23 protein-coding genes and 4 pseudogenes are annotated in these 24,636 nt (G+C 37.4%); 12 read left to right on the top strand and 15 right to left on the bottom strand.

The features are described 5' to 3' along the window. Window positions 1-298 precede the first annotated feature (298 nt). On the bottom strand, window positions 299-1,906 hold the full coding sequence (locus ACMAZF_RS12760) for an IS1634 family transposase (protein WP_435274185.1): 1,608 nt from the start codon (window positions 1,904-1,906) through the stop codon (window positions 299-301). Window positions 1,907-2,205: 299 nt separating this feature from the next. Here ACMAZF_RS12760 and ACMAZF_RS12755 point away from each other — a divergent pair, with 299 nt between their 5' ends. The 4 genes from ACMAZF_RS12755 to istB are packed head-to-tail and all read left to right on the top strand — an operon-like array spanning window position 2,206 to window position 4,838. Next, entirely contained in the window at window positions 2,206-2,619 is a 414-nt protein-coding gene (locus ACMAZF_RS12755) for a hypothetical protein (RefSeq protein ID WP_435274184.1), read from the top strand. Window positions 2,620-2,648: 29 nt separating this feature from the next. Next, entirely contained in the window at window positions 2,649-3,002 is a 354-nt protein-coding gene (locus ACMAZF_RS12750) for a hypothetical protein (protein WP_435274183.1), read from the top strand. A gap of 40 nt (window positions 3,003-3,042) precedes the next feature. Beyond that, window positions 3,043-4,068 (top strand): IS21 family transposase, encoded by a 1,026-nt coding sequence (gene istA, locus ACMAZF_RS12745; RefSeq protein WP_435274182.1) that lies wholly within the window; start codon window positions 3,043-3,045, stop codon window positions 4,066-4,068. Then, a complete protein-coding gene (gene istB / locus ACMAZF_RS12740; RefSeq protein ID WP_435273981.1) occupies window positions 4,065-4,838 on the top strand; it encodes an IS21-like element helper ATPase IstB in 774 nt (257 codons plus the stop codon). The genes istA and istB overlap by 4 nt, the downstream gene beginning before the upstream one ends. A 46-nt stretch (window positions 4,839-4,884) precedes the next feature. Here the strand turns inward: istB and ACMAZF_RS12735 are convergent, their stop codons facing one another. The 4 genes from ACMAZF_RS12735 to ACMAZF_RS12720 all read right to left on the bottom strand — a co-directional run bounded on the left by ACMAZF_RS12735 (window position 4,885) and on the right by ACMAZF_RS12720 (window position 7,160). Then, a complete protein-coding gene (locus ACMAZF_RS12735; RefSeq protein ID WP_435274181.1) occupies window positions 4,885-5,262 on the bottom strand; it encodes a transposase domain-containing protein in 378 nt (125 codons plus the stop codon). 93 nt (window positions 5,263-5,355) lie between these two features. Further along, complete coding sequence (gene tnpB, locus ACMAZF_RS12730) at window positions 5,356-5,706, bottom strand: IS66 family insertion sequence element accessory protein TnpB (RefSeq protein ID WP_435274019.1); 351 nt, start codon at window positions 5,704-5,706, stop codon at window positions 5,356-5,358. Beyond that, window positions 5,690-6,028: an IS66 family insertion sequence element accessory protein TnpA gene (tnpA, locus tag ACMAZF_RS12725; protein ID WP_435277241.1), complete on the bottom strand. Its 339-nt coding sequence runs from the start codon at window positions 6,026-6,028 to the stop codon at window positions 5,690-5,692. Before tnpA (ACMAZF_RS12725) ends, tnpB (ACMAZF_RS12730) begins: the two co-directional genes overlap by 17 nt. Window positions 6,029-6,033: 5 nt before the next feature. Beyond that, window positions 6,034-7,160 (bottom strand): IS3 family transposase gene (locus ACMAZF_RS12720; RefSeq protein WP_435274180.1). Its coding sequence is split into 2 segments (ribosomal slippage): window positions 6,034-6,905 and window positions 6,905-7,160, totalling 1,128 coding nucleotides; the frame shifts between segments, so codons are not numbered across the junction. Between the two features lie 203 nt (window positions 7,161-7,363). On the opposite strand from ACMAZF_RS12720, the gene ACMAZF_RS12715 reads away from it, so the two are divergent. After that, a protein-coding gene (locus tag ACMAZF_RS12715) for an IS3 family transposase (RefSeq protein WP_435273982.1) occupies window positions 7,364-8,541 on the top strand; the annotation gives its coding sequence in 2 pieces (ribosomal slippage) (window positions 7,364-7,622 and window positions 7,622-8,541; 1,179 coding nt in all). 95 nt (window positions 8,542-8,636) lie between these two features. Here ACMAZF_RS12715 and tnpC read toward each other — a convergent pair. From tnpC to tnpA (ACMAZF_RS12700), 3 genes are all read right to left on the bottom strand, one after another. After that, complete coding sequence (gene tnpC / locus ACMAZF_RS12710) at window positions 8,637-10,181, bottom strand: IS66 family transposase (protein ID WP_435274018.1); 1,545 nt, start codon at window positions 10,179-10,181, stop codon at window positions 8,637-8,639. Window positions 10,182-10,274: 93 nt separating this feature from the next. Further along, window positions 10,275-10,625, bottom strand: coding sequence for an IS66 family insertion sequence element accessory protein TnpB (tnpB, locus tag ACMAZF_RS12705; RefSeq protein WP_435274019.1), 351 nt, complete (start codon window positions 10,623-10,625; stop codon window positions 10,275-10,277). After that, a complete protein-coding gene (gene tnpA, locus ACMAZF_RS12700) occupies window positions 10,609-10,920 on the bottom strand; it encodes an IS66 family insertion sequence element accessory protein TnpA (protein WP_435274020.1) in 312 nt (103 codons plus the stop codon). Before tnpA (ACMAZF_RS12700) ends, tnpB (ACMAZF_RS12705) begins: the two co-directional genes overlap by 17 nt. Window positions 10,921-11,052: 132 nt before the next feature. Here tnpA (ACMAZF_RS12700) and ACMAZF_RS12695 point away from each other — a divergent pair. Next, a pseudogene (locus ACMAZF_RS12695) lies at window positions 11,053-11,307 on the top strand (integrase core domain-containing protein); the annotation flags it as partial. A gap of 7 nt (window positions 11,308-11,314) precedes the next feature. Here the strand turns inward: ACMAZF_RS12695 and ACMAZF_RS12690 are convergent. The 7 genes and pseudogenes from ACMAZF_RS12690 to ACMAZF_RS12660 all read right to left on the bottom strand — a co-directional run. Continuing rightward, window positions 11,315-11,697, bottom strand: a pseudogene (locus ACMAZF_RS12690) (transposase); the annotation flags it as partial. Window positions 11,698-11,799: 102 nt separating this feature from the next. After that, window positions 11,800-12,030 carry a hypothetical protein gene (locus ACMAZF_RS12685; protein WP_435274179.1) on the bottom strand — a complete coding sequence of 77 codons (231 nt, stop codon included), beginning with the start codon at window positions 12,028-12,030 and terminating at the stop codon, window positions 11,800-11,802. A gap of 53 nt (window positions 12,031-12,083) precedes the next feature. Continuing rightward, window positions 12,084-12,713, bottom strand: a complete 630-nt coding sequence (locus ACMAZF_RS12680) for a hypothetical protein (RefSeq protein WP_435274178.1) — start codon at window positions 12,711-12,713, stop codon at window positions 12,084-12,086. Window positions 12,714-12,728: 15 nt separating this feature from the next. Next, window positions 12,729-13,703: a cytochrome-c peroxidase gene (locus tag ACMAZF_RS12675; RefSeq protein WP_435274177.1), complete on the bottom strand. Its 975-nt coding sequence runs from the start codon at window positions 13,701-13,703 to the stop codon at window positions 12,729-12,731. A gap of 290 nt (window positions 13,704-13,993) precedes the next feature. Further along, a complete protein-coding gene (locus ACMAZF_RS12670) occupies window positions 13,994-15,532 on the bottom strand; it encodes an HD domain-containing phosphohydrolase (RefSeq protein ID WP_435274176.1) in 1,539 nt (512 codons plus the stop codon). Window position 15,533: 1 nt separating this feature from the next. Then, window positions 15,534-16,535, bottom strand: a complete 1,002-nt coding sequence (locus tag ACMAZF_RS12665; RefSeq protein ID WP_435274175.1) for a sensor histidine kinase — start codon at window positions 16,533-16,535, stop codon at window positions 15,534-15,536. A 136-nt stretch (window positions 16,536-16,671) separates the two neighbouring features. Continuing rightward, the gene (locus ACMAZF_RS12660; RefSeq protein ID WP_435274174.1) at window positions 16,672-17,355 is read right to left on the bottom strand and encodes a hypothetical protein; all 684 of its coding nucleotides are present in this window, start codon (window positions 17,353-17,355) and stop codon (window positions 16,672-16,674) included. Between the two features lie 443 nt (window positions 17,356-17,798). On the opposite strand from ACMAZF_RS12660, the pseudogene ACMAZF_RS12655 reads away from it, so the two are divergent. The 6 genes and pseudogenes from ACMAZF_RS12655 to ACMAZF_RS12630 form a co-directional block, all read left to right on the top strand. Further along, window positions 17,799-18,869, top strand: a pseudogene (locus ACMAZF_RS12655) (IS1634 family transposase); the annotation flags it as partial. Window positions 18,870-19,568: 699 nt separating this feature from the next. Further along, complete coding sequence (locus ACMAZF_RS12650) at window positions 19,569-20,084, top strand: hypothetical protein (RefSeq protein WP_435274173.1); 516 nt, start codon at window positions 19,569-19,571, stop codon at window positions 20,082-20,084. Between the two features lie 494 nt (window positions 20,085-20,578). After that, window positions 20,579-21,916: a group II intron reverse transcriptase/maturase gene (gene ltrA, locus ACMAZF_RS12645; RefSeq protein WP_435274172.1), complete on the top strand. Its 1,338-nt coding sequence runs from the start codon at window positions 20,579-20,581 to the stop codon at window positions 21,914-21,916. A gap of 200 nt (window positions 21,917-22,116) precedes the next feature. Then, window positions 22,117-22,815: pseudogene (locus ACMAZF_RS12640) on the top strand (alpha-amylase family glycosyl hydrolase); the annotation flags it as partial. Between the two features lie 624 nt (window positions 22,816-23,439). Beyond that, entirely contained in the window at window positions 23,440-23,907 is a 468-nt protein-coding gene (locus ACMAZF_RS12635) for a hypothetical protein (protein ID WP_435274171.1), read from the top strand. Continuing rightward, window positions 23,907-24,581, top strand: coding sequence for a hypothetical protein (locus tag ACMAZF_RS12630; protein ID WP_435274170.1), 675 nt, complete (start codon window positions 23,907-23,909; stop codon window positions 24,579-24,581). The genes ACMAZF_RS12635 and ACMAZF_RS12630 overlap by 1 nt, the downstream gene beginning before the upstream one ends. Window positions 24,582-24,636 lie beyond the last annotated feature (55 nt).

Genomic DNA, 24,636 nt, shown 5'->3' with positions numbered 1-24,636 from the left:
ACAACGGTTATTCACCGATGACGAGCGTTATTTGTTATAAGTTAGAATTCGACACTTGCTCATTTTAAACAAGTAGAACTTCTGTGAGTTTTATATAAAGGCTCTATATTGAGCGATTAATTTGAAAAACGCCGTTACTTACACATTCAAGTTTCCTTCAGTTTTTACATATATGATCAAAAAATGAATATTAGTGTATTTCTTCTATGTTAATCACATTATGCTCTAAACGAATCTAATTGAAAATATTGATATTTATGTAGTTAAACTAATATATACCCGACATTCCGCAGTATTTTTAGGAATAAATTTTTTGATAGATACTACCCATGCAATTAATGATAATACTGTTCCTCTCTTCCACATTTAAGACTAGCTGTTGCTCACCACTGATTGTTAAGACATGAATGCCCTGAAAGCAAAAGAATACCCAACGAGCGGTTGGGTTTTGGCATGGTTTGTATTTTAAGTTGGGAAAATAGGCAGACTGAGCCTTTAGCTCCCTTCTGATTTTATGCTCTAATGCCGCGTAAACCATTAAGCAGCATGTCATTACCATCAATAGCGCTTCTATTCTTTCTGGCTTTTTCAAATAAAGTGATGAGGTTAAAAAGTCAGGGCTTTTTAAAAACCTGAACCCTTTTTCTACACTTTGTTGAGACTTGTAAAGACTGAGCATTTTCTCCATCGTGAGCCCTTCACTCAAATCATTGGTCGCTAACATAAACATGCCTTTTTCTTGCAATCGTTGTTCTCGACTCTTTAGTGACCAATACAATTGCCCTGTTATTTGGTACTCATAGCTATCGGGTTGTTGGTTTAGCTTAGGGTGACCACTTTGTTTGAATATGGCATGCTTAAGGATTTTATCGCCATCAATACCAATCTCATTATGGGCTTTTAACCATGTATTTAATGTTTTAGCTGCATCTAATGGACAAGAAAAACGCTGTCGACTCAATTTTTTGAATGATTTTATCACCTCGTTTGAGTCTTTTTTCATACGTTTATCTAGCGTATGTTGCTCCCGTTTTTTCGCTTGCTCGCTTTCTATTAATAACCAACGCTGTTTTACTTCGCCATAGTCAGACTCAAGCCATGCTGCGCTGTAGCCATTATCAAGTGTTTTAAAATCTAGTGTGTTTTTCCGGGCGATTGCTTCTTTTACTTGCTTTAACTTTTGCGGGGCGCGAGAGATAAATAACTGTGTTTGTTCATCCAGTGATTGAATTGTTTCTGCGGTATATAGGGCGGCATCGGCAATAAAATATTGGCTATCTTGCGCCGCTTTCAAGCTACTAATGTGGTGTTTAACAATATGTTTAAAACCTTCATTGTCGTTAATATTGCCACTGGCAGCTTGCATGTACACGGGGATACCTGCTTTGTTTTCAGTGATCAAGTTAAGTACAACCTGATTCAACTCTGGACGATGGTCTCGACTGTAACCTCTAACGAGTTTAACCGCTTTACAGTCCTCTTTATGATCATAATTACCATCAACATGAATACTGGTTGAGTCTAAATTAATGCCTTCGCATGGTAGCCCTAAATGTTTAACAACACTCGCTGATAACGTTTGATAGATGTCTGACACGCCCGTTTCATAAAGTTTATCAAGGCAACGGCCTAGCGCATCGTCATTGATATATTCAGCCTTTATCCCTTTACCTATAAGGCGCTCAACAGGACGCTCTTTAAAGTATTGTGGGTACATATGTAAGGTACGGCCAACAAAGCCAAGCCCATTTAAAATCATGGCTTCAACCAATTGACCGTAAGAGATAAGCTTGCCATCACATTGCCCAGGGAGCGCCTGATCAATTATCTTGGCAATACCAAGCTCTTTGTTCATGCCAGCAACCAAACCTAAATGATCAAGACCTTTTGTTGAATATGACGCCATTATTTTTCCATCACCCAAAGATAAGTAATAGATCAAATATGGCGATCTGCGTCAAGGTTTTTTTATTAATTTTTTAGGTGCGGAAAGACAGTTTAACTTCCGTCATTGTGTTGTTTTAAGTTATTAAAGCGATGAACCCCACCCACCCACTGCTTAAGTTAGTTACGTCAATTTAATGATTCATCATCAATGACCTTAATTTAGCTAAGACACTTGATGTCTACCTTGTTCATATAATAGCTGCTTATAGTTAAGGTCTCTTCAAGACTAAAGATCGACTAAACATGCAGGAGAATTAAATGAATTATGTACAGCAAGCTAATCTACAGTTCGCACCAATACTAAACTGCATCATCAATTTTTTCGGTTTATATGCCACATTAGCCGCAGGGTTTATTATTGCTGTATTTACCCCTAGTCATAATATTCCGTTATGTGTGGGCTTATGTTTCCTTTTTTTCTCTTATCACAGTATGGGGTGGTGGAATTTGTGCTGGATGGAACGAGCTAAACAAATAAGGAAATTAGATATTGCTGAAGCGAGAGGACTTAAAGGGTGGTCAGAAGCTGATAAGGGAGCATTAATTCGGGGTATTCGTAGAAGGTCATCCCGCTTAATTAGGAGTTACTTTATTTACTTTCTGCCACACGCACTTTTTGCAGGTCTTTGGTACTTAATGTTTGGCACATTTGCTCCAAGCGTATCGTATTAAAGTTAATTCATTATAGGAAGGTGAACAATATGCAAATTTCGAATGATGTAGCTAGATCAAAGATGTTGAGTTTCTTTAAGGTAAGAGCCGAAGATAAGCAAATTAACAATGCTGAAGAGTATGAGAAACATTTATACAAAGTCATTGTTCAGCATCTCAATCTATTTACTGGGGACAACTGGGGCGAATTTGAATACCTAACGTGGATGGCAGCAGTTGAATACTATGAAATCAAACATGACTTACCTAGAAGGTTAAGTCAGTTGAGATTTGAACTTGAGCAGAAGCATGTAGGTTTTTTTGTTTCAGATAATGAAAATGACATTCAAGCTACTTGTCACCAACGGTGCAAAAATGACCCACTAACATCGATCCAAAATTGACCCACCGATGTATCATTTATTTATTTTTAGGTGATACGGTATGTTAACGAAGGAGCTATTTGTGAATATTAAAGTCCTGCATAAACAAGGCAAAAGCATTCGCGCCATTGCCAAAGAATTAAACGTATCGCGCAATACTGTGCGTAAATATTTAAGAGGCTATGACGTGCCTCATTATACAAAACGACATTCACCACCGACTAAACTCAGTCCCTTCCATGAGTATATTCAAGGTCGAATAGATGCTGCAAAACCACACTGGATCCCAGCTGTTGTTTTGTTGTCAGAAATAAAATCTAGAGGTTATCAAGGTGGAATAACGCAACTCAGGGTGTATTTATCCCCTTTCAAGCAATTAACACCAGAGCCTATTGTTCGATTTGAAACCGTTCCGGGTCAACAAATGCAAATAGACTTCACCACGATTAAACGCGGAAAGCTTACCATTAAGGCGTTTGTGGCAACCCTTGGCTATTCACGAGCCTGCTACGTCTATTTTTATGACCATGAGCGAACAGAAGCATGGATGGACGGATTAAGGGAAGCATTTCACTATTTTGGCGGCGTTCCAAAACAAGTGTTATGCGACAACGCTAAAGCATTAGTTATTGAGCGCGATGTTTACGGTGAAGGAAAGCACCGTTGGAATCAATCGTTTCTTGATTTGGCTGAGGAATATGGTTTTCAACCCAAAGCATGTCGGCCGTATCGTGCTAAAACCAAGGGGAAAGTTGAACGATTTAACCATTACTTGAAGAATAGCTTTGTTGTACCACTGCATGCAACGCTCAAGCAAGCGGGCTTATCGTTAGATTGTGCAAATGCCAATAGCAAAATTGGCGGATGGCTAAACGATGTCGCCCACCAACGTATTCATGGTACGACCGCACAAAAGCCGCAATACCTCCTTGATGAAGAAGTGGCGTACTTACAACCGCTTCCACAAAAACTTCACAGCAGTTTGGATTTAAAGAGCAGCGCATTAGTGTCGTTTATTGCGCCCATTGATATTGAATGCTATCAACACCCGATATCTGTTTACAGTGAACTACTGGAGCAACTATGAGTATTCAACATGAACAAATCGCTTCAATATGTGAGCAACTCAATTTAAGAAATATAGAAAACAACTGGCCTAACATTGCGAGTCGATGCGTCAAAAATGAAAGTAGTTATGCTGACTTTTTGTATCAGATCCTCACTAGCGAGTTAGAGAATAAGTATGATCGGGCGCGAGAAATCATGCTAAAAATGTCCGGTTTTCCAAGCATCAAAACACTAGACCAATTTAACTTCAAGATTGCAACAGGGGCACCACGTAAAGCGATAACGGAGCTAAGCTCGCTTGCCTTTATTGAGCGGTGTGAGAATGTCATTTTACTAGGTCCAAGTGGTACAGGTAAAACACACTTAGCCATTGCGTTAGGTTATAAAGCCATTGAGCAACGCAAGAAAACACGTTTTATCAGTGCCGCAGATTTAATGCTTCAGCTAAGCAGTGCACAGCGGCAAGGAAAATTGAAAAGCTACATGCAACGCTCTATTCTTGCTCCTCGGTTGCTAATCATCGATGAGATAGGCTATTTACCATTTGGCCGTGATGAAGCAAATCTATTTTTTAATGTCATTGCCAAGCGTTATGAAAAAGGCAGTTTGATTCTAACGAGCAATTTACCCTTTGGACAGTGGCCGAGCGCCTTTTCAGATGATGCAACTTTAACAGCGGCCATGTTAGATCGCGTACTACATCACTCTCATGTGTTGCAATTAACTGGCGAAAGCTATCGATTAAGAGAAAAAAGAAAAGCGGGTATTATTGATACCTATCAAGACTAACTGGGTCAGTTTTCAATCGATGAATTACTGAAAAAGTGGGTCAATTTTAAACCGTTGTTGACAAATCAACCACCACCTCTTTGCGAGGTAAGGCCTCGGGTAATGGTGTGCGCTTGGGTTTTGCTTTTTCGGTGTGTGGTTCATCATTGGCGATGAGGAGCGCTTTTTCTGTGTCAGACAGCGTTTCTATGTCATCCAATTGAGCTTCTACTTCGTTAAATACTTCACCAGCCCCTGGCATTTTCTCTGACTTTTTGCCGTATTCTTTGGCAATCTTGGCGTTATACGCATCAAGTAGTTCTTGATAGAGAGACTTTTGCTGCGCTAACTCTTTGTTTTGCTTTTGCACAACGTACTGCAACTCAAGCAGCATGCTCTTGAGTTGTTCTGGGTCGTTGGGCAATGAGTTGGCATCAAATTTCATGCCGTCAGTGTAGCAATGTTATAGCGCCATTGTGACTGTTCAGCTCAAATAGAAAATCAGATCGTGTCAACGATCGTTGACTTGTGTATTGCGCTATCCCAGATCGGACTGATAATGTAATTCTTGATGACCAAGGACATCGTAACCAGACAATAGCCAAGTGAGTTGTTGCTCTGTTAACACAACATCCTCGCTATCAAGTTGACTTGGCCATTTGAATTTGTGTTTTTCAAGGCGTTTATACCACAGGGCAAAGCCCGTTTTATCCCAATAGACTAATTTCAATTTATCTTTGGCTTTATTAGAGAATAAGAACAGTGCGCCGGTGTAGGCATCGTATTTAAGCTCTTGCTCTACAATAGCAATAAGGCCATCGATGGACTTTCGAAAATCGACTACATCGCGATACAGATAGACAGCGCTTGGATTAACAAACATCTTCATGATGCAACCCCTTAAGCAGCTGTGCCAAGTACATTGGCGATGTTGATTGTGGTAAGCACACCTTGGCGAGGCCTACAGTAAGAACAATAGGAGCTATTTCTGTATTAATTTTTAACGGTTGAGTGACGCAGGCTTTCACAAAGCTTGATGTTTCCTTAGTTAACTTCTTCTTAGTTGCATAAAAGGCTGTGGTTGAAATGTTATTGTCGCGGCAAAAATCACTAACGCTCAAGCCACTGGATTGGTGCAGATTAATGATGTCTTGCCATTGAGAAGTGGACCCCTTTGGTTGGACACATAACCTTAGTTTTAAGTGATTAATCCAAGTTATGCGGCGAACCTTTGTCTAGCAAAATAAACCTGATCTGGTGTTAAATCGTTTAGACTTTGATGGTATCGCTGTTCATTATAAAACACTATATAGTTGCTAATTTCAAGTTCTGCTTCTTTGGGGGTCTCGTAGGCTTTTAAATAAACCTCTTCATATTTCAAGCTTCTCCAGAAGCGCTCGATCATCACATTGTCTACCCAGCAGCCTTTTCCATCCATGCTAATCTTGATATCGTTAGCTTTTAACTTAGCGGTAAATTCATTGCTAGTGAATTGGCTACCTTGATCCGAATTGAAGATTTCAGGTTTTCCATGGCGCTGTAATGCCTCATCTAGTGCATCCAAACAGAACTGTGTATCCATCGTATTCGAGAGCTTAGAAGACAATATTTTACGGCTATACCAGTCGATTATTGCCACAAGATAAAGAAAGCCTTTCTTCATCGGAATATAAGTAATATCGATTGCCCACACTTGATTTGCATAGACAATATCAAGGTCACGCAATAAGTAAGGATAAATCTTATGCGATTTATCGGCGATCGTTGTCCGTTGTTTTGGATACACGGCACCAATACCCATTGCTTTCATAAGTCGAATAACACGTTTGCGATTAACGTCTTTTCCAAGTTTAACCAGTTCCGTACGAATGCGCCGGCTCCCCATGTATGGCCGCTCAAGATGGATCTCGTCAATCATCTTTCGCAGCGCGAGCTCATCATCAGAAATACCAATTGGGCAGTAATATGCTGTAGAGCGTGCGATATTAAGTAGCTGGCATTGACGTGTTATAGCGACTTTGTTGGTTTTATCCAGCGAATCCTTTCGCTGGGCTCGATCTAATGATCGAGCACCTTGGCCAAAAAATCATTTTCCATTGTTAACTGACCAATTTTAGCGTGTAACTTGTTGACCTCTGTTATGTCATTATCCTTGGTTAGCGGAGACTTTCCATCAAATATCGACGAGGCGTTCTTAAGCAATTCCTGCTTCCAGGTTGTAATTTGATTTGCATGAAGGCTAAATTGCTGTGCTAACTCTGCTAAAGTTTTATCCCCTTTAGCGGCAGCTAATGCCACCTTAGCTTTAAACTCAGGTGAGTGGTTTCTACGTTTTCTAGTCATAATCTACTCCAGCTGTGATGCTAGTTATTAAAGCAGATTAATCACTTAATATCGTGTCCGATTTTCAGGGTCCACTTCTTTGTTCGAGGCTTCGATGTTTACTCATGTTAATCTCCTTAATAAAATTGGAGTGTAGTGGTACAGTGAATTTGGTCACTTAAATAGAGGTGTTATCATACGCCTCATCAACTTTAGGTGAATCAATGAATACTAGAACAAGACCAACTTATTCAGCAGAATTTAAACTCGAAACAGCTCAACTTGTTGTTGATGAAGGATACTCTGTCAGAGAAGCTTCCGAAGCCGTCGGAGTGAGTAAATCAGCCATTGATAAATGGGCACGACAATTAAAGAAAGAGCGAAACGGTATAGCAGACCAACCGACTGCATTAACACCTGAACAGATAAAAATTAAAGAACTCGAAAAACGCATAAAACGGATTGAATTAGAAAAAGAAATACTAAAAAAGGCTACAGCTCTCTTGATGTCAGACTCCCTAGACAATTTGAAATAGTCCAGGCGTTACAAGAGAGCTATGATGTAAAAACAGTCTGTGAAGTCTTTGATATTCATCGTAGTAGCTATGGTTACTGGCGTAAAAATTCAAAAAACGCCAGTCATAAGCACTTAAAAGCAGAATTAATGGTTCGCGCTATTTTCTCGGAAAGTGGTGAATCAGCAGGAGCCAGAAGCGTAGCTCAGATAGCAACGACTAGAGATATGCCATTAAGCCGCTACCGAGCAAACCGCATTATGAAAAAGCTTGGCCTAGTGAGTTGTCAGATACCTAAGCATGCTTATAAACGAGGTGGAAATGAGCACGCAGCGATACCGAATCACTTAGACAGACAATTTGTTGTTAGCGAACCCAATCAAGTTTGGTGTGGAGATGTGACTTTTATATGGGCAGGTAATCGTTGGTGTTATTTAGCCGTTGTGATTGATTTGTTCGCCAGAAAACCTATTGGTTGGGCGATGTCTTACTCACCTGATACAGCGCTAACTAGCCAAGCATTAACAATGGCTTTTGAGTCACGAGGGAGACCAAAAGGCGTGATGTTTCATTCAGATCAAGGCTGTCATTATACGAGTAAGAAATATCGTCAATTACTTTGGCGATATCAAATCAAGCAAAGCATGAGCAGACGAGGAAACTGTTGGGATAACGCACCGATGGAAAGATTCTTTAGGAGTTTTAAAACAGAATGGATGCCCACTGTAGGTTATCAATCTTTAGTGCAAGCCAAGGCGGCAGTAGTGAATTATATTACAGGATATTATAGTAACGTCAGGCCTCATCAATATAATGGCGGTTTAACTCCAAATGAATCGGAACAGAGATACTGGAAAACTTACAAAACCGTGACCAAAATTAGTTGACCACTACAGAGATACTCTATCCAAGTTAACATATGAAAGGTATGTGTCTTTGGCGAGACGCTTACTATCGTAAGAGTCTAGGCAACGACACCTAGCTATTTAAAATTCCAAGGCATTAGTGATTCAAGAGCATCAGGATTTTCAGCAATCTGCTCTAAACAGTGGGATATATAGTCATGTACAACAAGGCCGTTAGCCTTAGCGGTTTCCACCAAACTATAGAGAACGGCGCTGGCTTTCGCACCTCTTGGGGTATGGGAAAACAACCAAGCCTTGCGTCCAATCACAAACGGTTTTATGGCTCGTTCTGCACGATTGTTATCAATACTTAACTTACCATCATCAAGGTAGCGTTTGAATTTTTCATACTGATTCAGTGCATAGGTAATGGCTTTTGACAGCGGCCTTTGCGGAGACAGTTTTTCTTTGTGCTCTACAAGCCAGTGATAAAACTCTTCGACAATGGGTTTGGCTTGTTGTTGGCGAGCCTTGTATTTTTCATCGTCCTTCATCTCTTTAAGCGATTGCTCTATACCATAGAGTTTACCAATGAAGTTAAGCGCTACGTCGGCTTTACCGGTTGTCTTGTTGTTGCCTTTTGCTTCAATGAACTTGCGACGGATATGAGCAAGACAAGCCACTAAAGTGGCGCTGGTTTTTTCATAACCTTTGTAGCCATCAACGTGCATGTAACCTGAGTAATCATCGAGAAAATCAATGGCGCATTGTCCTGCACGACTGTTGTGATAATCAAATAAGACGATGTTTGTCTTACCTTCAGGTTTGTCATCACCGCAACAATATAACCACATATAGCTGGTCGCTTTGTTAGCTTTGATAACCTTGAGCGGTGTTTCATCCGCATGAATCGCAGGTTGTTGGAGTAACTGTTCTTTGAGTGTGTCATACAACGGTTCAAGCAGTTCGCTACAACGAACCATCCAACTCGACATGGTTTTACGATTAATCGTTATGCCGATATCGCCAAACCACGTTTCTTGTCGATACAACGGTAAGCCAAACTGATACTTACAGGTAATGATTTGACTGAGTAAACTTGGCGTAGCAATACTTTTAGGGATAGGAGTTGACGGCATAGGCGCTATCTGGATATCGCTTTGTATGCCCTCTTTTTCACACGCTCTGCATGCGTATTTGGGACGAACGGTTTTAATAACCTTGATATGAGCAGGTACAAATTCGAGCGTTTCACTTTCTGCTTCCCCCATTTTATGTAACGCACTTTGACAGTGACTACAGACTTTAGCGTCGTCGTGTAAATCAACCACCACCTCTTTGCGAGGTAAGGCCTCGGGTAATGGTGTGCGCTTGGGTTTTGCTTTTTCGGTGTGTGGTTCATCATTGGCGATGAGGAGCGCTTTTTCTGTGTCAGACAGCGTTTCTATGTCATCCAATTGAGCTTCTACTTCGTTAAATACTTCACCAGCCCCTGGCATTTTCTCTGACTTTTTGCCGTATTCTTTGGCAATCTTGGCGTTATACGCATCAAGTAGTTCTTGATAGAGAGACTTTTGCTGCGCTAACTCTTTGTTTTGCTTTTGCACAACGTACTGCAACTCAAGCAGCATGCTCTTGAGTTGTTCTGGGTCGTTGGGCAATGTGTTGGCATCAAATTTCATGCCGTCAGTGTAGCAATGTTATAGCGCCATTGTGACTGTTCAGCTCAAATAGAAAATCTGATCGTGTCAACGATCGTTGACTTGTGTATTGCGCTATCCCAGATCGGACTGATAATGTAATTCTTGATGACCAAGGACATCGTAACCAGACAATAGCCAAGTGAGTTGTTGCTCTGTTAACACAACATCCTCGCTATCAAGTTGACTTGGCCATTTGAATTTGTGTTTTTCAAGGCGTTTATACCACAGGGCAAAGCCCGTTTTATCCCAATAGACTAATTTCAATTTATCTTTGGCTTTATTAGAGAATAAGAACAGTGCGCCGGTGTAGGCATCGTATTTAAGCTCTTGCTCTACAATAGCAATAAGGCCATCGATGGACTTTCGAAAATCGACTACATCGCGATACAGATAGACAGCGCTTGGATTAACAAACATCTTCATGATGCAACCCCTTAAGCAGCTGTGCCAAGTACATTGGCGATGTTGATTGTGGTAAGCACACCTTGGCGAGGCCTACAGTAAGAACAATAGGAGCTATTTCTGTATTAATTTTTAACGGTTGAGTGACGCTGACTTTTACAAAGCTTGATGTTTCCTTAGTTAACTTCTTCTTAGTTGCATAAAAGGCTGTGGTTGAAATGTTATTGTCGCGGCAAAAATCACTAACGCTCAAGCCACTGGATTGGTGCAGATTAATGATGTCTTGCCATTGTTCGAGGCTTCGATGTTTACTCATGTTAATCTCCTTAATAAAATTGGAGATACCCTATCCAAGATCACTTATGAAAGGTATGTGTCTTTGGCGAGACGCTTACTTACTATCCAAGTTAACTTATGAAAGGTATGTGTCTTTGGCGAGACGCTTACACTGGATCGTCTTGGGTGTCGAGCTAGTATGGGGGATGTTGGAGCGTGCTGGGATAATGCCGTTGTCGAGCGGTTCTTTGGTAGTTTAAAACACGATTGGTTGTTTAAGGTGCCGCAGCCAACCCGTAAACATATGCGAGACGATGTTGCTAGGTACATGAAATATTATAATGTTGAGCGACTGCATTCAGCTAATGCTGATCAGTCGCCCAATGAATTTGAACATTCCTTTAGGAAAGTGTCCGGTTGGACTTGACCAGAACATAGCTACTACGATGAATATCAAAGACTTCACAGACTGTTTTTACATCATAGCTCTCTTGTAACGCCTGGACTATTTCAAATTGTCTAGGGAGTCTGACATCAAGAGAGCTGTAGCCTTTTTTAGTATTTCTTTTTCTAATTCAATCCGTTTTATGCGTTTTTCGAGTTCTTTAATTTTTATCTGTTCAGGTGTTAATGCAGTCGGTTGGTCTGCTATACCGTTTCGCTCTTTCTTTAATTGTCGTGCCCATTTATCAATGGCTGATTTACTCACTCCGACGGCTTCGGAAGCTTCTCTGACAGAGTATCCTTCATCAACAACAAGTTGAGCTGTTTCGAGTTTAAATTCTGCTGAATAAGTTGGTCTTGTTCTAGTATTCATTGATTCACCTAAAGTTGATGAGGCGTATGATAACACCTCTATTTAAGTGACCAAATTCACTGTACCACTACAAAGCAAGCTGCTTAACAATTTAGGCGACAACTACCTTGAAAAACGCCGTAATGGTGTATTTGTTAATCTATTCATGTCATTGCGCCAATTACGATTGTATTGCTCAACTGAAACTAACTGCAAAAATAGACCAACTTTTGTTGATGAGTAAGCCTTAGCCATGTTTCGATTTGAACTATGGATAAAAGATTGCCCATTAGCCTTTAATAGCAATAGTGCATCCCAAATAATTGACGTTTTAGGATCTCTTTTTTTATCCATATTATCAGGCCATAAACGTTACCGATGATCAAGAAATTATTTACAGGTTCTTTTTAAATTCTTGATATTGATAAAAAACCTATAATCTCATTTTTTTTAATAATTTCTAACTCTTTTAATTCACCTTTGATAGCTGTGAATGTGATTGGATTTAAATTAGGTATAAAAACTTTAAAAGTATTCTCATTTTCATTAATTCTGTCAAGCTTGAATTTATGTTCTTTATTTTTTTCAGAAAATAATATTTCCTTATAATTATTAGATTTGGATTTTATAATGTAGGATTTCATTCGTGGATGAATTTTACACCCAACTCTAATCATTCTATTATCATCAATATTTAAATTTGTTTTTTTTAAATCACCTTGTTTTATAAGCCCTGAATCGTATTTAAAACTATTAATACGATCATTTATATATACATTGTGCCCGTATTTATCAGAGTTTTTGATGGATATTTCACCTCCATTATTGGAAACAAAAAATTTCTTTATGAATTTTTTGTTTTTCTGATCGATAATTGTATCGCTTTCTATTTTTTTATTATTTTCAACTAATATTAATCCAAACTTTGGTGTAGATTCGATAAATTTGAAGTTAAAACTGACTTCGTCTGCAATAGCTTGTGTAATGTTTAATAAAAATAAAAATAAAAATAAAAATAAAAAATAAATATTTTTCATAGCTTTTCCCTTTTTCTATTTTGGTAATAAGAATTCGTTGTTCAAAGTTTTTAAAAATTCAATGATTTGTTTTTTTTCTAAATTATTCAACTTAAGTGTAGTTATTTCGGATGATAAATTTTTGTATTTAACATCACCCCCTCTATCATAAAAATCAATTACTTGCTCAAGTGTATTAATTGAACCATTGTGCATATAAGGTGCCGTCATTGAAATATTCTTCAGAGTTGGAACTCTAAAACTCATATTGTAATCTTTATCTAAATTGATATTTGCCCTTCCAAAGTCTGATGTCTTTACACCAATGTTATGAAAGCTATTATCCGTAAAGTTTTTACCGTCATGGCAATTTATGCATTTAGCCTTACCTTTGAATAGTAAATAACCAGCATAGGCTGATTTAGAAATTGCATCTGTATCTCCTTCAATAAAACGGTCAAAATTTGAATTATTTCTGATTAAGCTCTTCTGAAAATAAATTAAACAATTAATAATTTCTTTTATAGTTATTTTGTCCTTTTTGTAAACTTTTTGAAATAATTTTTTATAAACAGTTGATGAATTTACTCTATTTTCTAATTCATTTATTGTCATATTCATTTCATTTCTTTCTAGAATAGGTGATAGCGTCGCTTCGTATATTGAGCTTGTTCTACCATCCCAAAAAAAAACATCATATAAAGCAACGTTGTAAATTGTAGGTGTATTTCTTTTCAATATTTTATTATCAAAACCTAATGATTTTGCTGTTTTATCAGTGTAACTATTTTTTGGGTTGTGACAACTTGCACAACTTTGAGTTTTATTCAAAGATAGTAATTTGTCATTAAATAAAATTTCACCAATTTTAATTTTATTATTTACTAAGATCTCTTTTTCTTTTTCTATTTTTTTATTATTTAACTCTATTGCATAAATACAGTTTGAGCTTAACTTAATTAACAGAAAAGTTAATATTAAAATTTTTATTTTTCCTTTTCTAAATTTCATTTTAAACTAGGCCATTTAAGTGAGTTTAATTTTATGAGGTTTAATTTTTATAATCATATTTACACCACATATTTGCTTGCAATATTTTTTGTATTCATCAACTCGCTTTCTAAAAAAAATCATATGTGAATTTATTAATGGTTAAGTGTATTGAATATAATTATGTAATGTCATATTCAATAATAAAAAATGAAATGAATGCGGTAAAAAATTAAGTTTAGTTCTACTTATAAACTTCATAATTACACCTCAAAGCATGATAAAATTGATTATTAAAGATTAAAACATTATTAATCTGGGTATTTTTTTCGAATCTCTACCAGCTTATTCCAGTGAACCATCGTGATAGCAATTAGTTTAGGGTCAAATTGTTTACCACTATTTTCTAATAAATACTTTTTAATATCATCAAAACACCATGCTTTTTTATAACAACGTTCACTAGACAGTGCATCAAAAACATCAGCTATTGCAAGCGCTCTAGCGCTGATAGGAATTTTTTCACCTTTCAAGCCATTAGGGTAGCCAGAACCATCCCACTTTTCATGATGTGCCCCTGCTATCTCAGCAGCCATTTCGAAAATAGGTAAATCTGAATTTTTAAACATGTTACCGCCAATAGCTGCATGCGTTTTCATAATTTCCCATTCATCAGGTTGCAAGGGGCCTTCTTTATTTAAGATAGAATCAGGAATGGCAATTTTACCTACATCATGCAAAGGGGCTGCATACTCAATTAAGTTAACAATTTTGTTATCTAATCCAAATTTTTCAGCTAAAAATGAAGAAATGAGTGCAACTCGTTTGACATGTTGGCCAGTCTCTTTGGAGCGTCGTTCTGATACTTCTCCGAGTACATAAGTGATTTCTTTTTGAGCTAAATCAATTTGATTACCCAATATAAGGTTTTGATATGAACTGCTGAGATTTTGAACAAAAAGTTCAATTAACGAACAATCCATCTCTGAGAGATTAGAAATACCTTCGATATAAAGAGCAGCTCTATGTGAACTACCATCATAAAAGAGAGCCAGTAGCCTCTTGTCTAAAATAACTAGCTTAGCTTTACTATTATGTTCGATATAGTCATTAGGGTTAATATCAAAATCACATAAATTACTGTACTTGGATCCATCAATTGTTTGGTTATGGATACTCGCTATTATTGGCCAGTCATCACATTCTTGGCGAGCAGCAATACATGTTGTATTGCCAACAGAGAAAGCAGAGTAATCACAATTTTGAATAAGAGAAGCCATAACTTCTAGCGCACCTTGCGCAAAAACATCAAAGGACTGCCTAGCAAAAATACTAGGAGAGGCGTCTATTATCTTTTTTAATCCCCTACGGCTTTTATTAATAGACTCAATATCTCTATATGATCTTAATGAGGCGCACATAACCGTGTATAGTTTTTTTGATGTGAGTTCTGATTTTTCACGATAGTCATTAATATCATACTCAGAAATAATTGTTTTTTCTGGTGCTTCTCCAGGTTGTCCTGTTCTTAAAATAATTCTAACTTCCGTGTTTTTTAATTCATTTCTTATCCATTGAACGGTCTCTAAGCCAGCATTACTTGTTTCCATCACAACATCTAGTAACACAACAGCTATATCATTATTAGCTAAATACTCTCTCGCCTCTTTGCCTGAATATACACTATGAAAGTGAAGCCTTTTGCCCGCAAAACTAAAATCATTAAGTGCAAAGCGAGTAACTGTATGTACTGAGTGTTCGTCGTCAACAATTAGTACTTTCCAAGGGTCTAGATGTAGATCCAATTCAACAGTATCGCTATCTGAGAAAATAAGCTCTTCATTGTTCATATTAATCTCCAATATTTTTTAAATTAAATTGAAACCAAACGCCTTCCCCGGCCTTACTATCAAATGTAATATCGCTTTCTAATTTTTGAGTTACCAAGTTATAAACTAGATGTAACCCAAGACCGGAGCCGCCAGCACCTCTGTTAGTAGTAAAAAAAGGATCAAAAATATTTTTTAAATTTTTATCTTTGATTCCATTTCCATCATCACGATATATCACTTGATACTCTTTGAGTTGACTATCTTTATTTACTTCTATTTCTATCGTTCCTTTTTTATTACCATGGTCAAAACCATGTATAATTGAATTGTTAATTAGATTTGTTATTATTTGTGAAAATATACCTGGATAGTTATTTACATCACCTTGTTCAAAATTGAAAAGTGTTTTTATTTTAATATCTTTTCCTTTTGTTTTTGGTGACATACTTAAAGTGATATCACGAATGTGATTTTTTATATTAAACACTCTAATTTCTTCACTTGTTTGATCAACTGCAATACGTTTAAAGCTAGATATTAACTCTGAGGCTTTTCTTAAGTTAATAAGCATTAATTCAAGACCTAATCCGCATTGATTTAAAAAGAAATCAAAATCTTTTTTACTTATTTTTCCAATTTGAAGCTTTTGGTTGAGTGCAATATAATCTTCTTCTAATTGTGATGCAGCTGTAACACTATTACCTAATGGCGTATTTATCTCATGAGATACGCCGGCAACTAAACTTCCCAATGATGCCATTTTTTCAGATTCAACTAGTTTATTTTGAGCATTTTTTAGGTCTTCGATAGACGATTTGTAATTTTTATTTAAAGTATTTATTGGCTGTAATATCTTTTTATCATAAATGAACCATGTCACTATTAGGCAAGATATATAAATTAATAAAGTACCAAACATCATGAATTTATTAGAATCAACAACATCAATAAGTTTTTTCTTTTCTTTTTCTAAATCTGCTATTTGTATATCGGTTATTTTATTTATTTTTAAAATTATCATTTCAATTTCTGGTTGAAAAACTTTATTGTTATAATAAACATCTTTCCTCCACTTTTTCCCATTGTGGATCTTGAAAACTTGGTCCCACATTTCTTTATATTCATATGTTAAATTTGAAATTAAATTTATTTTATTTTTATTCTTCTTGATTGAAATTTAAATTATTTAAATACTTAAGATTTTGATTAACGCCATTAAAATAAAGTTCAAAATCAGCAAGGTTATCGTTATCTCTAAATGACAGATAATACCCTACACTTCGCATAGCCATTATCCAATTAAACCTTAACTCTTGAAGAGATGTTTTTTTTATCTCATATATACCATCTGAATAATAGATATCATTAATGTGTGTAATTATGTCACTAGAAATAGGTTGTAGATTATTCACAGCTAAATGAATTGCGGGATAGTTTTCATACCATTTATTTTTGTCGTGAGATATGAGTTCATTTGCATTAGATGTTTTTAATAATGAATTTTTAATATCACTAATGTAATTATAAATTTCAATGCTTTTAAATTTTATTGATTTTACGTTATCTATTATTTTTAATGTATTTTTAATGCTTTTAAAATATTCATTTTTTGTTTTTTCATTAGGATTAAGGTTATAAAATGCTAAAGCAGTGCTAAATTTATAGATCGAAGACTTTAACTCCATAACTTTACTAAGGCGAGGTCCTGATATATTGATAACTTGTTCTACTTTATTTTCTATAGTTATAAACTTTGTAAATATAGAAAAAAGAATAAATGAAATTATTAATAAAGTGATTGCATTTATAATATATATAGAATTTTTAATGCTTAATACCATTAGATAACATCCTCAAATTATAGGCATTGTAGAAAATAAAAAATTAGATTCACGAGCCTCGTGATGACATCAGATACGGTCATCACGTATTTATTTTTAACCACCCCTTAAGAAATCTCATTGCAATATGTACTGTTCCAATCAGTTACAAGTAATCATACCCTCAACCCTATCATACCTTCAACCCTATTCTAAAAATATTATTATGTTTAATAAAGATAATAAATTTTTTAGATTGTTTTAAGCGTGAGACTAGGTATCGAAACAAAAGTGGATCTTAAAGTCGGACACGCTTTTAAGAGATTAATCTGTTTAATAATTAATGCTTGAACTTTCATTCACACTTAAATAATTTCTTATAAATCAATGCTTAACATTATTAAAAAACACTTAACTTGAACCCCAGAACTTGAGCTATGACTCTCTTTTGAGAGCGATAAATTATGAACTACCCATTGACCAAATCACTTGATCATCACGGATTAGTCGCAGGTTTTTGTAATGAAATAGATCTTGCTGGTATCATTGATCGCGCATTAGGCACATCTGAACATCGTCAAATCAATTTTGGTCACCTTTTTACCGCCATGATCATCAATGGATTAGGTTTTACGGGCAGAACACTGCATATGTACAGCGAATATTTCTCTGACAAACCGCTAGAGCGCCTTATTGCACCTGGTGTGAAGCCTGAACATATCAATGATGATGCGCTAGGTCGTTGTCTTGACGCACTTTACGAATAGGGTGTTTCATCACTGTATCAGCATATTGGTGAAGCCGTTGTTAAGCATTTAAAATTACCTTGGCGTTCCGTTCATCTCGATTCAACCCGCTTTCATTATGATGGTGTAGAAAAACTTTGTGATGATGATGACATTACTCCTATTTCAATAACCAAAGGGTATTCGCGTGACCATTGGCCAGAATTGAATCAAGTCGTGCTTAATCTTATTGGCGAAAATCAATCAGGGATCCCTGTTTATATGAAACCGGCCAGTGGTAATGTAAACGACATACAAGGGTTTAAAGCGATAGTAAAATCGCCTATAAAAAGCCTAAAAGCGGCACAATCGTGTCGTTATCTTGTTGCTGATTCTGCTTTATATGTAAAAGAAACGATTGTGGAGTTAGATAAACTGGCACAGTTATTTATCACACGTGTACCACAAAAATTAAAGGAAACCAACACATTAATAGCGCAATCATCAACGCTTGAATTCACCGATATAGGTCATGGCTACTCAGGTGTTTGGCATCACTCAACTGATGGTGGCGTTAAACAAAAATGGCGCTTAATTAGTAGTGAACAAGCAAAAAAACGCGAAGCACATAACTTAACAAAGCGTATGTTGAAAAAAGCAGAAGCCGAACGAAAAAGCGTTAAAAAACTCTCCCAGCAAAGATTTTCTTGCCAAGAAGATGCACAAAAATCACTAAAATTATGGCGGCACAAGCAAACATATAGCGACGTTATTGAAGAGATAATGAGTTTGCCAGTATACGGTAAGAAAACAGCAATTCTCGGTAATAAATAAAATAAGTGAGTAAATTCGTTTTTTGCCAAATTTTTACTTATTTTCTTGTCTAAAAAACTTAAATTAAGCTGATTTTATTTTGTTTCAGACAGGAAATATCCTACGATTTATCGCATTATAATGCATATTGCCAATTTAAGGCTTATAGCGATATTTTTCTGATGGCTCTGGGTTTGACAATAAATTATCCAGTCAATCTTCCCATGAATCGAATAATAAGAAACTAACAGCTACTCGCAAGTTTTCCCATCATTGCCTTTTAGATCCATAAGTCATTCTACAGGCTTGATACTTTTTATCCGTCAGTTCAAATATCTGATGAAAATAAAAGGCTAACAGGGTTAAAATGTACATGTTATCATTGAGGTATTCTTTACCATGACCGTAGTTATGAGTAAGGTACTACCCTTGATTTTTTAGTGTGTTGAAACATTCATTTTCGATCTTCCACCTACAGTGTCCTGCATTAACTAATATTTTAATATTATCTCTCGTGACGTTAACATCCGTGACCCAGCTATTTTAAAAGTGATTTGGGTGCAGATCCTTTATAACGACAAAGAATGATGAATAACCTTTTAATATCAATGATTTAAGTTATATGGGATGAAAAAGAGGCCATTTTTTGGTAGTTATTAAGCAACCAAACACAATAACCCACCCAAAAGGCCTCTTATGAACTCAGCTTACGCTAATTCTCTCGATTTTTCATTCTTTTGTGAAGCCAAACAGCAGCTAAATAACATGATCGAGTTTCTTTGCTCTGATTTACCTTTGTCAGATGAACATGGGGCTATAGAACAATATATTCATCTGCAAGGACACGAGTTGCTTAGGCTTTTACTTCAAGGCCACCTTCATCTTAGACATCACCAAGAAGTTAAAAAAGAGAGTGTTGTTAACAAGGAAGGGCTAGCGTTAACGCATTTTCGTGCAAATACAAAGACTACTTTAAATAGCTTATTTGGTCAGGTAACCGTTACACGCAATGGCTACAGCAAGCGTAGTATCAATAGTCACTATCCATTGGATGCACAGCTAAACTTAGCCAACGATCAATGCTCTGACGGTTTAAGGCTGCAACTGGCTAGTCAGGTAAATCATTGCGCTTATGATCATGCTATTGAACATATTAAGGAAACAACGGGAGCTAAGACAGAAAAAAAAGGGACAGGCAGTGCGCCGAGATAAATCGGTAGAAGATTGGAGGTGAAAGCCCTCTGCTTGGTAAGGCTCAGCAAGCCGCCAAGACCCCGAGTCATGGGCTTTGCATCGTAAGGTGTCGAGTTAAGCGTTGACAGGGGAATCCATAGGCTAAGTATTGAGCTGCGAAATCATCGTCAAGAGTGCTGACCTAGTTGTCTGATGGGGAAGGCAATATGATGGTTAACGTTATACCGCGAGAGGGTAAGGCAAGTTAACCCTCAACTCTTCGCAGTCAGAGACCTTATGCATGTGGCGATGTCTTTTATGCGGAACTCGGGAGATCCAAAGGGGGCGTTTGCGCAGCAAACACTTTATCGGGAAGTCAGTTCGACGTAGCCGATAATGATAACCCTTTGGAAGTCAGACAGCTTCATAGTAGTGAAGAAGCATGCGAACAAAGCGGTGAGAAAATCAACGTGGCGGAGTATGTGGAGCGAAGGGAGCTGACAAAGAGAAAGTCATTCAACAGGCGTAAGACCATGACGCAGAGCGTGGAAGTATTGCTGCCTCGTTTGGATCGGCTAGGGGAAGCAGCAAAACGTGATAAATCGCTACAATTTAATAATCTATTTCACCACATCACGTTGGCCTCGTTGCATAATGCGTTTAATCACCTTAATAAACGGGCGGCTAAAGGCGTCGATAATATCGGATGGTCAGAGTATCAACAAACCGCCAAAGCATCGTTAACTGCGTTACATCAAAAGCTTCAACTTGGATGTTACAAAGCAAAACCTGTTAAGCGAATTTGGATACCTAAAGCCGACGGTACACTAAGACCCATCGGTGTAACATCCATCGAAGATAAAATTGTACAACAGACGAACGTTTGGCTGTTAGAGCCTATTTATGAGTCAGACTTTCTAGGTTTTAGTTACGGTTTTCGTCCAAAACGCAATCAGCACCAAGCATTAGATACGGTGTATATGGCGACGACGACAAAGAAAGTAAGCTGGATTTTAGATGCTGATTTAAAAGGTTTCTTCGATACAATTAATCACGAATGGATGATGAAATTTTTAGCACATAGAATTAGCGATAAACGCGTTTTAAGGCTTATCAACAACTGGTTAACAGTTGGGGTTGTAGATGGAGGCACAAAGCAAACATCATGGGTAGGGACACCGCAAGGTGCAGTTATATCGCCATTGTTGGCGAATATTTTCCTACACTATGTGTTAGATTTGTGGCTCGTTCAATGGCGAAACTGCCATGCACGTGGGGAGGTTTATATCGTTCGATATGCTGACGATTTTGTTATTGGTTTTCAATACAAAAGTGATGGCAATCGACTGAAATATGAATTAACCAAACGGCTGGCGGCATTTTCATTGAGTTTAAACGAAAGTAAAACGCACCTGATAGAATTCGGTCGTTTTGCCAGCTTAAATCGACGGCAACGCAAGCAAAGTAAACCTAAGACATTCGATTTTCTTGGATTTACACATATTTGCAGTGTTCGCCGAAATGACGGGCAGTTTAAACTTTTGAGACTCTCAATAAAGAAAAGGCTCAGAGCTAAACTCAGGCATATCAAAGAAGTGCTAATGAAAACGCGGCATAAGTCGCCATACGTTGTTGGGCAGTGGCTCAAACGCGCATTAACAGGATACTTCAATTACTTCGCTGTGCCTGATAATGGTCAAAGTATTCGAACAATGAGAACCGAGGTGTGTAAACTTTGGATAAAAGCGCTAAGGCGTCGAAGTCAAAAGGGTAAAAGCTTTAACTGGCGGCGAATGAAAGGCTTAATCTGGATATTTATTCCACACACCCGTAATCGACATCCGTATCCAAGCCAACGCCTCACCCTTTGACTCAATGTAGGAGCCGTATGCGTTAGTAGCGCACGTACGGATCTGCGCCGGAGGCCTGATTTATATTGATAGATTATTAATGTAAATTAGGGCTTTACGGCGATAAAATTTCTCGGAAAAAATTTCTCATTGATTGTTGATATTTTAATCGATTCTACTACGCTTTGATAAGTTGAAATAGAGCGTAGTAGGAGTCGACAATGACGAGAGCGAGGCACCAGCTAATTGATTTATCAGCCACTTCTTATTATCACGTAATTAACCGATGTGTTAGGCGCAGTTTCTTGTGTGGTGATGACCCGTATACCAAGCGAAATTACGATCATAGGCGGCAATGGCTTGTTGACCGTATAAAATTACTTTCGTCTATCTTTTCAATTAATATCGCGGCTTATGCGATTATGAGTAATCACTATCACCTAGTGTTGCAAGTCGATAAATTCCATGCGGATATGTTATCAATGGACGAGGTGATTGAGCGCTGGTATCGCTTGTATAACGGTCATCCCATTGTTGACGATTATCTTGCTGACCGAGAAATGAGTGCTGTTAAGCTTACAAAAGTTGAAGAATATGCCCAGCTTTGGCGTGAACGTTTATATGATATTTCGTGGTTTATGAAATGTCTTAATGAGCATATTTCCCGAGAAGCCAATAAAGAAGATAATTGCACAGGTAAATTATATTCGCTGCCTTCCATGGCGCTCACCCTTCGGGCCAGCTAAAGCTGTTCTATTTTTTTCCCTAAAAATTAGTGGGAAGGGCGATTTAAGTCTCAAGCGTTGCTTGATGAAAAAGCGTTGTTAAGCTCTCTTGCGTATGTGGACTTAAATCCAATCAGAGCAGGCATTGCAAAAAGTGTCGAAGATAGTGATTTCACATCGATTCAAGAGCGAATAAAGCAATATAAATCTCATCAGCGTCAGCAGCACAAAGCCAACGATGGCTGCACTGTTTCATCGCAACCGCCATCTTTACTCCCGTTTTCACCTGTTGCCAACACAAACGCTATTCCACTGAGCTACAGAGACGATATTTGCGCCTGTCCTTTATTGTCTAAATTTCATTCACTTGCACATCCATGTTATTGCTCGCTTGTCGCTTGAAGAGTACATTACGTTAAACATTAGCTTCAAATATAGGGTCTGTTGATCTTTGTGGTTCAAATTTTGTTCAATCTAAAAGGATTTTGGGCACATGTTCATTGTTCCAGACTGAACATAAGCACCCACATCCTTGTGGGCGAGGCATGAGGATTGATGCTGGGTTTACCCCAGTGAATGACGAATAACGCCGCACAAAATACTTTTAGGTGAATCGTACGGACAGCATTTATTTGTTATTTCTACGGCGTTATCGCCTATTCGTGTATTGCTACAGGGATGTAGCTCATTAGGATAATGCAGGAGCTATTATCGAGCCGGCTACACCACATAGGCTCTGCCTTGTAGAAACCCCAAATAAATTGCTGCAAAAATGAACTCAAAAGATCAACAGACCCTAATAAAGGATTCAATAGTTAGATGACTAAAAACCAACGATTAAAGCAAAAAGCACTTTTTGCACTTGGTGTGTTAACGGGATTAACAGCACTCTATAGAATGTATGATTACATGATGGCAGATGGGCAGTTGCTTGGTGTTTTTAGTATGTCAGTACTGTCAATATCATCATTTTATTGGGTCAATCGTTATCAAAAAATGGGTAAAGGAGATTACACGGTAGATAAGCTGATTACCCGTGATCAAGACAAGATGACCTTCAAAGGAATCCCTGCAGGTGGTTATGTGACTGAAAAGGGCATTGAACTGGACGTGAATCGCTTATCAATTTTAGGAATTAGAGAAGATTACTTATCGGTGATTATAGACGGGAACGGCAACGGCTATGACTTTATTCTCGCTGGCGATGGACAAGCGATTGAATCACATATCCGTTCACTGTTGTCAGAAAAAGAACAAGAGAATATAACGTTTAAAAGGATAAAATAATGCTGTCGCAGCACCGTTTTTATAGCTTAAGCTCGAGTCAACAACAACGGTTTCAACTCAAGGTAATTGTTGGCTTCCTTGCATTAAATATTGCAATGGGACTAGTTTTCTACCTAACGAGTCTGTTGTTTGTAATTCCATTTTTCTTTGCTTTCTCCTTGAGTGTTATTGCGCCTTTTGTCGATGTGCCTAATGGTGTTAAAAACGGCACGTTACACTATTACTCGCCATTATTGATTGGTGAGAAAATTAAAGGAAAAAAACTAACTTTGCACAGTGGCAGTTTGTTTGATTATTACTTTGTCTTCTCTAAGACGCAAAGTGTGCAGGAGAGAAAAAAACAAGTGATGATTATGGCGTTAGATGGTCTTATTAAACTGATTAACGATTACGAAGCGCAACAAGGCACTGGAATTACCATTAAAGTGACGAGTTATATTTTAAATCGACGAACGGCACATAAAATTGGATTGTCACCAGTGACACCCGATGCTTTACAGTGGTTCTTACTCTATTTTAATTTCTTAAACCTGACCTGTTCGCTGTCATTACTTAATCGACAATTAACTTGGCCTAATGTAAGAAAAACAACTAGTTATGAAGGGCGTTTAGAGAGTTTAATCGCTAAAAAGGATGATTTATTAAAACTGAGAAATCGTTTGAGTGAATCATAAAAAAAGGCTACCAAATTAGGTAACCTATAAATGAGAGAGCAAATACTCATGGGGC

It is taken from the genome of Psychrobium sp. nBUS_13 (assembly GCF_051201665.1).
Classification (GTDB): Bacteria; Pseudomonadota; Gammaproteobacteria; order Enterobacterales; family Psychrobiaceae; genus Psychrobium.
The sequence above is the reverse complement of the archived record's forward strand: the minus strand, read 5'-3'. Positions and strand labels throughout refer to the sequence as shown.

What these genes read in the sequence shown, in the direction of transcription:
- ACMAZF_RS12760 (WP_435274185.1), bottom strand. Translation starts at nt 1,906, where the DNA reads ATGGCGTCATATTCAACAAAAGGTCTTGATCATTTAGGTTTGGTTGCT.
- ACMAZF_RS12755 (WP_435274184.1), top strand. Translation starts at nt 2,206, where the DNA reads ATGAATTATGTACAGCAAGCTAATCTACAGTTCGCACCAATACTAAAC.
- ACMAZF_RS12750 (WP_435274183.1), top strand. Translation starts at nt 2,649, where the DNA reads ATGCAAATTTCGAATGATGTAGCTAGATCAAAGATGTTGAGTTTCTTT.
- istA (WP_435274182.1), top strand. Translation starts at nt 3,043, where the DNA reads ATGTTAACGAAGGAGCTATTTGTGAATATTAAAGTCCTGCATAAACAA.
- istB (WP_435273981.1), top strand. Translation starts at nt 4,065, where the DNA reads ATGAGTATTCAACATGAACAAATCGCTTCAATATGTGAGCAACTCAAT.
- ACMAZF_RS12735 (WP_435274181.1), bottom strand. Translation starts at nt 5,262, where the DNA reads ATGAAATTTGATGCCAACTCATTGCCCAACGACCCAGAACAACTCAAG.
- tnpB (WP_435274019.1), bottom strand. Translation starts at nt 5,706, where the DNA reads ATGAAGATGTTTGTTAATCCAAGCGCTGTCTATCTGTATCGCGATGTA.
- tnpC (WP_435274018.1), bottom strand. Translation starts at nt 10,181, where the DNA reads ATGAAATTTGATGCCAACACATTGCCCAACGACCCAGAACAACTCAAG.
- tnpB (WP_435274019.1), bottom strand. Translation starts at nt 10,625, where the DNA reads ATGAAGATGTTTGTTAATCCAAGCGCTGTCTATCTGTATCGCGATGTA.
- tnpA (WP_435274020.1), bottom strand. Translation starts at nt 10,920, where the DNA reads ATGAGTAAACATCGAAGCCTCGAACAATGGCAAGACATCATTAATCTG.
- ACMAZF_RS12685 (WP_435274179.1), bottom strand. Translation starts at nt 12,030, where the DNA reads ATGGATAAAAAAAGAGATCCTAAAACGTCAATTATTTGGGATGCACTA.
- ACMAZF_RS12680 (WP_435274178.1), bottom strand. Translation starts at nt 12,713, where the DNA reads ATGAAAAATATTTATTTTTTATTTTTATTTTTATTTTTATTTTTATTA.
- ACMAZF_RS12675 (WP_435274177.1), bottom strand. Translation starts at nt 13,703, where the DNA reads ATGAAATTTAGAAAAGGAAAAATAAAAATTTTAATATTAACTTTTCTG.
- ACMAZF_RS12670 (WP_435274176.1), bottom strand. Translation starts at nt 15,532, where the DNA reads ATGAACAATGAAGAGCTTATTTTCTCAGATAGCGATACTGTTGAATTG.
- ACMAZF_RS12665 (WP_435274175.1), bottom strand. Translation starts at nt 16,535, where the DNA reads ATGATAATTTTAAAAATAAATAAAATAACCGATATACAAATAGCAGAT.
- ACMAZF_RS12660 (WP_435274174.1), bottom strand. Translation starts at nt 17,355, where the DNA reads ATGGTATTAAGCATTAAAAATTCTATATATATTATAAATGCAATCACT.
- ACMAZF_RS12650 (WP_435274173.1), top strand. Translation starts at nt 19,569, where the DNA reads ATGAACTCAGCTTACGCTAATTCTCTCGATTTTTCATTCTTTTGTGAA.
- ltrA (WP_435274172.1), top strand. Translation starts at nt 20,579, where the DNA reads ATGACGCAGAGCGTGGAAGTATTGCTGCCTCGTTTGGATCGGCTAGGG.
- ACMAZF_RS12635 (WP_435274171.1), top strand. Translation starts at nt 23,440, where the DNA reads ATGACTAAAAACCAACGATTAAAGCAAAAAGCACTTTTTGCACTTGGT.
- ACMAZF_RS12630 (WP_435274170.1), top strand. Translation starts at nt 23,907, where the DNA reads ATGCTGTCGCAGCACCGTTTTTATAGCTTAAGCTCGAGTCAACAACAA.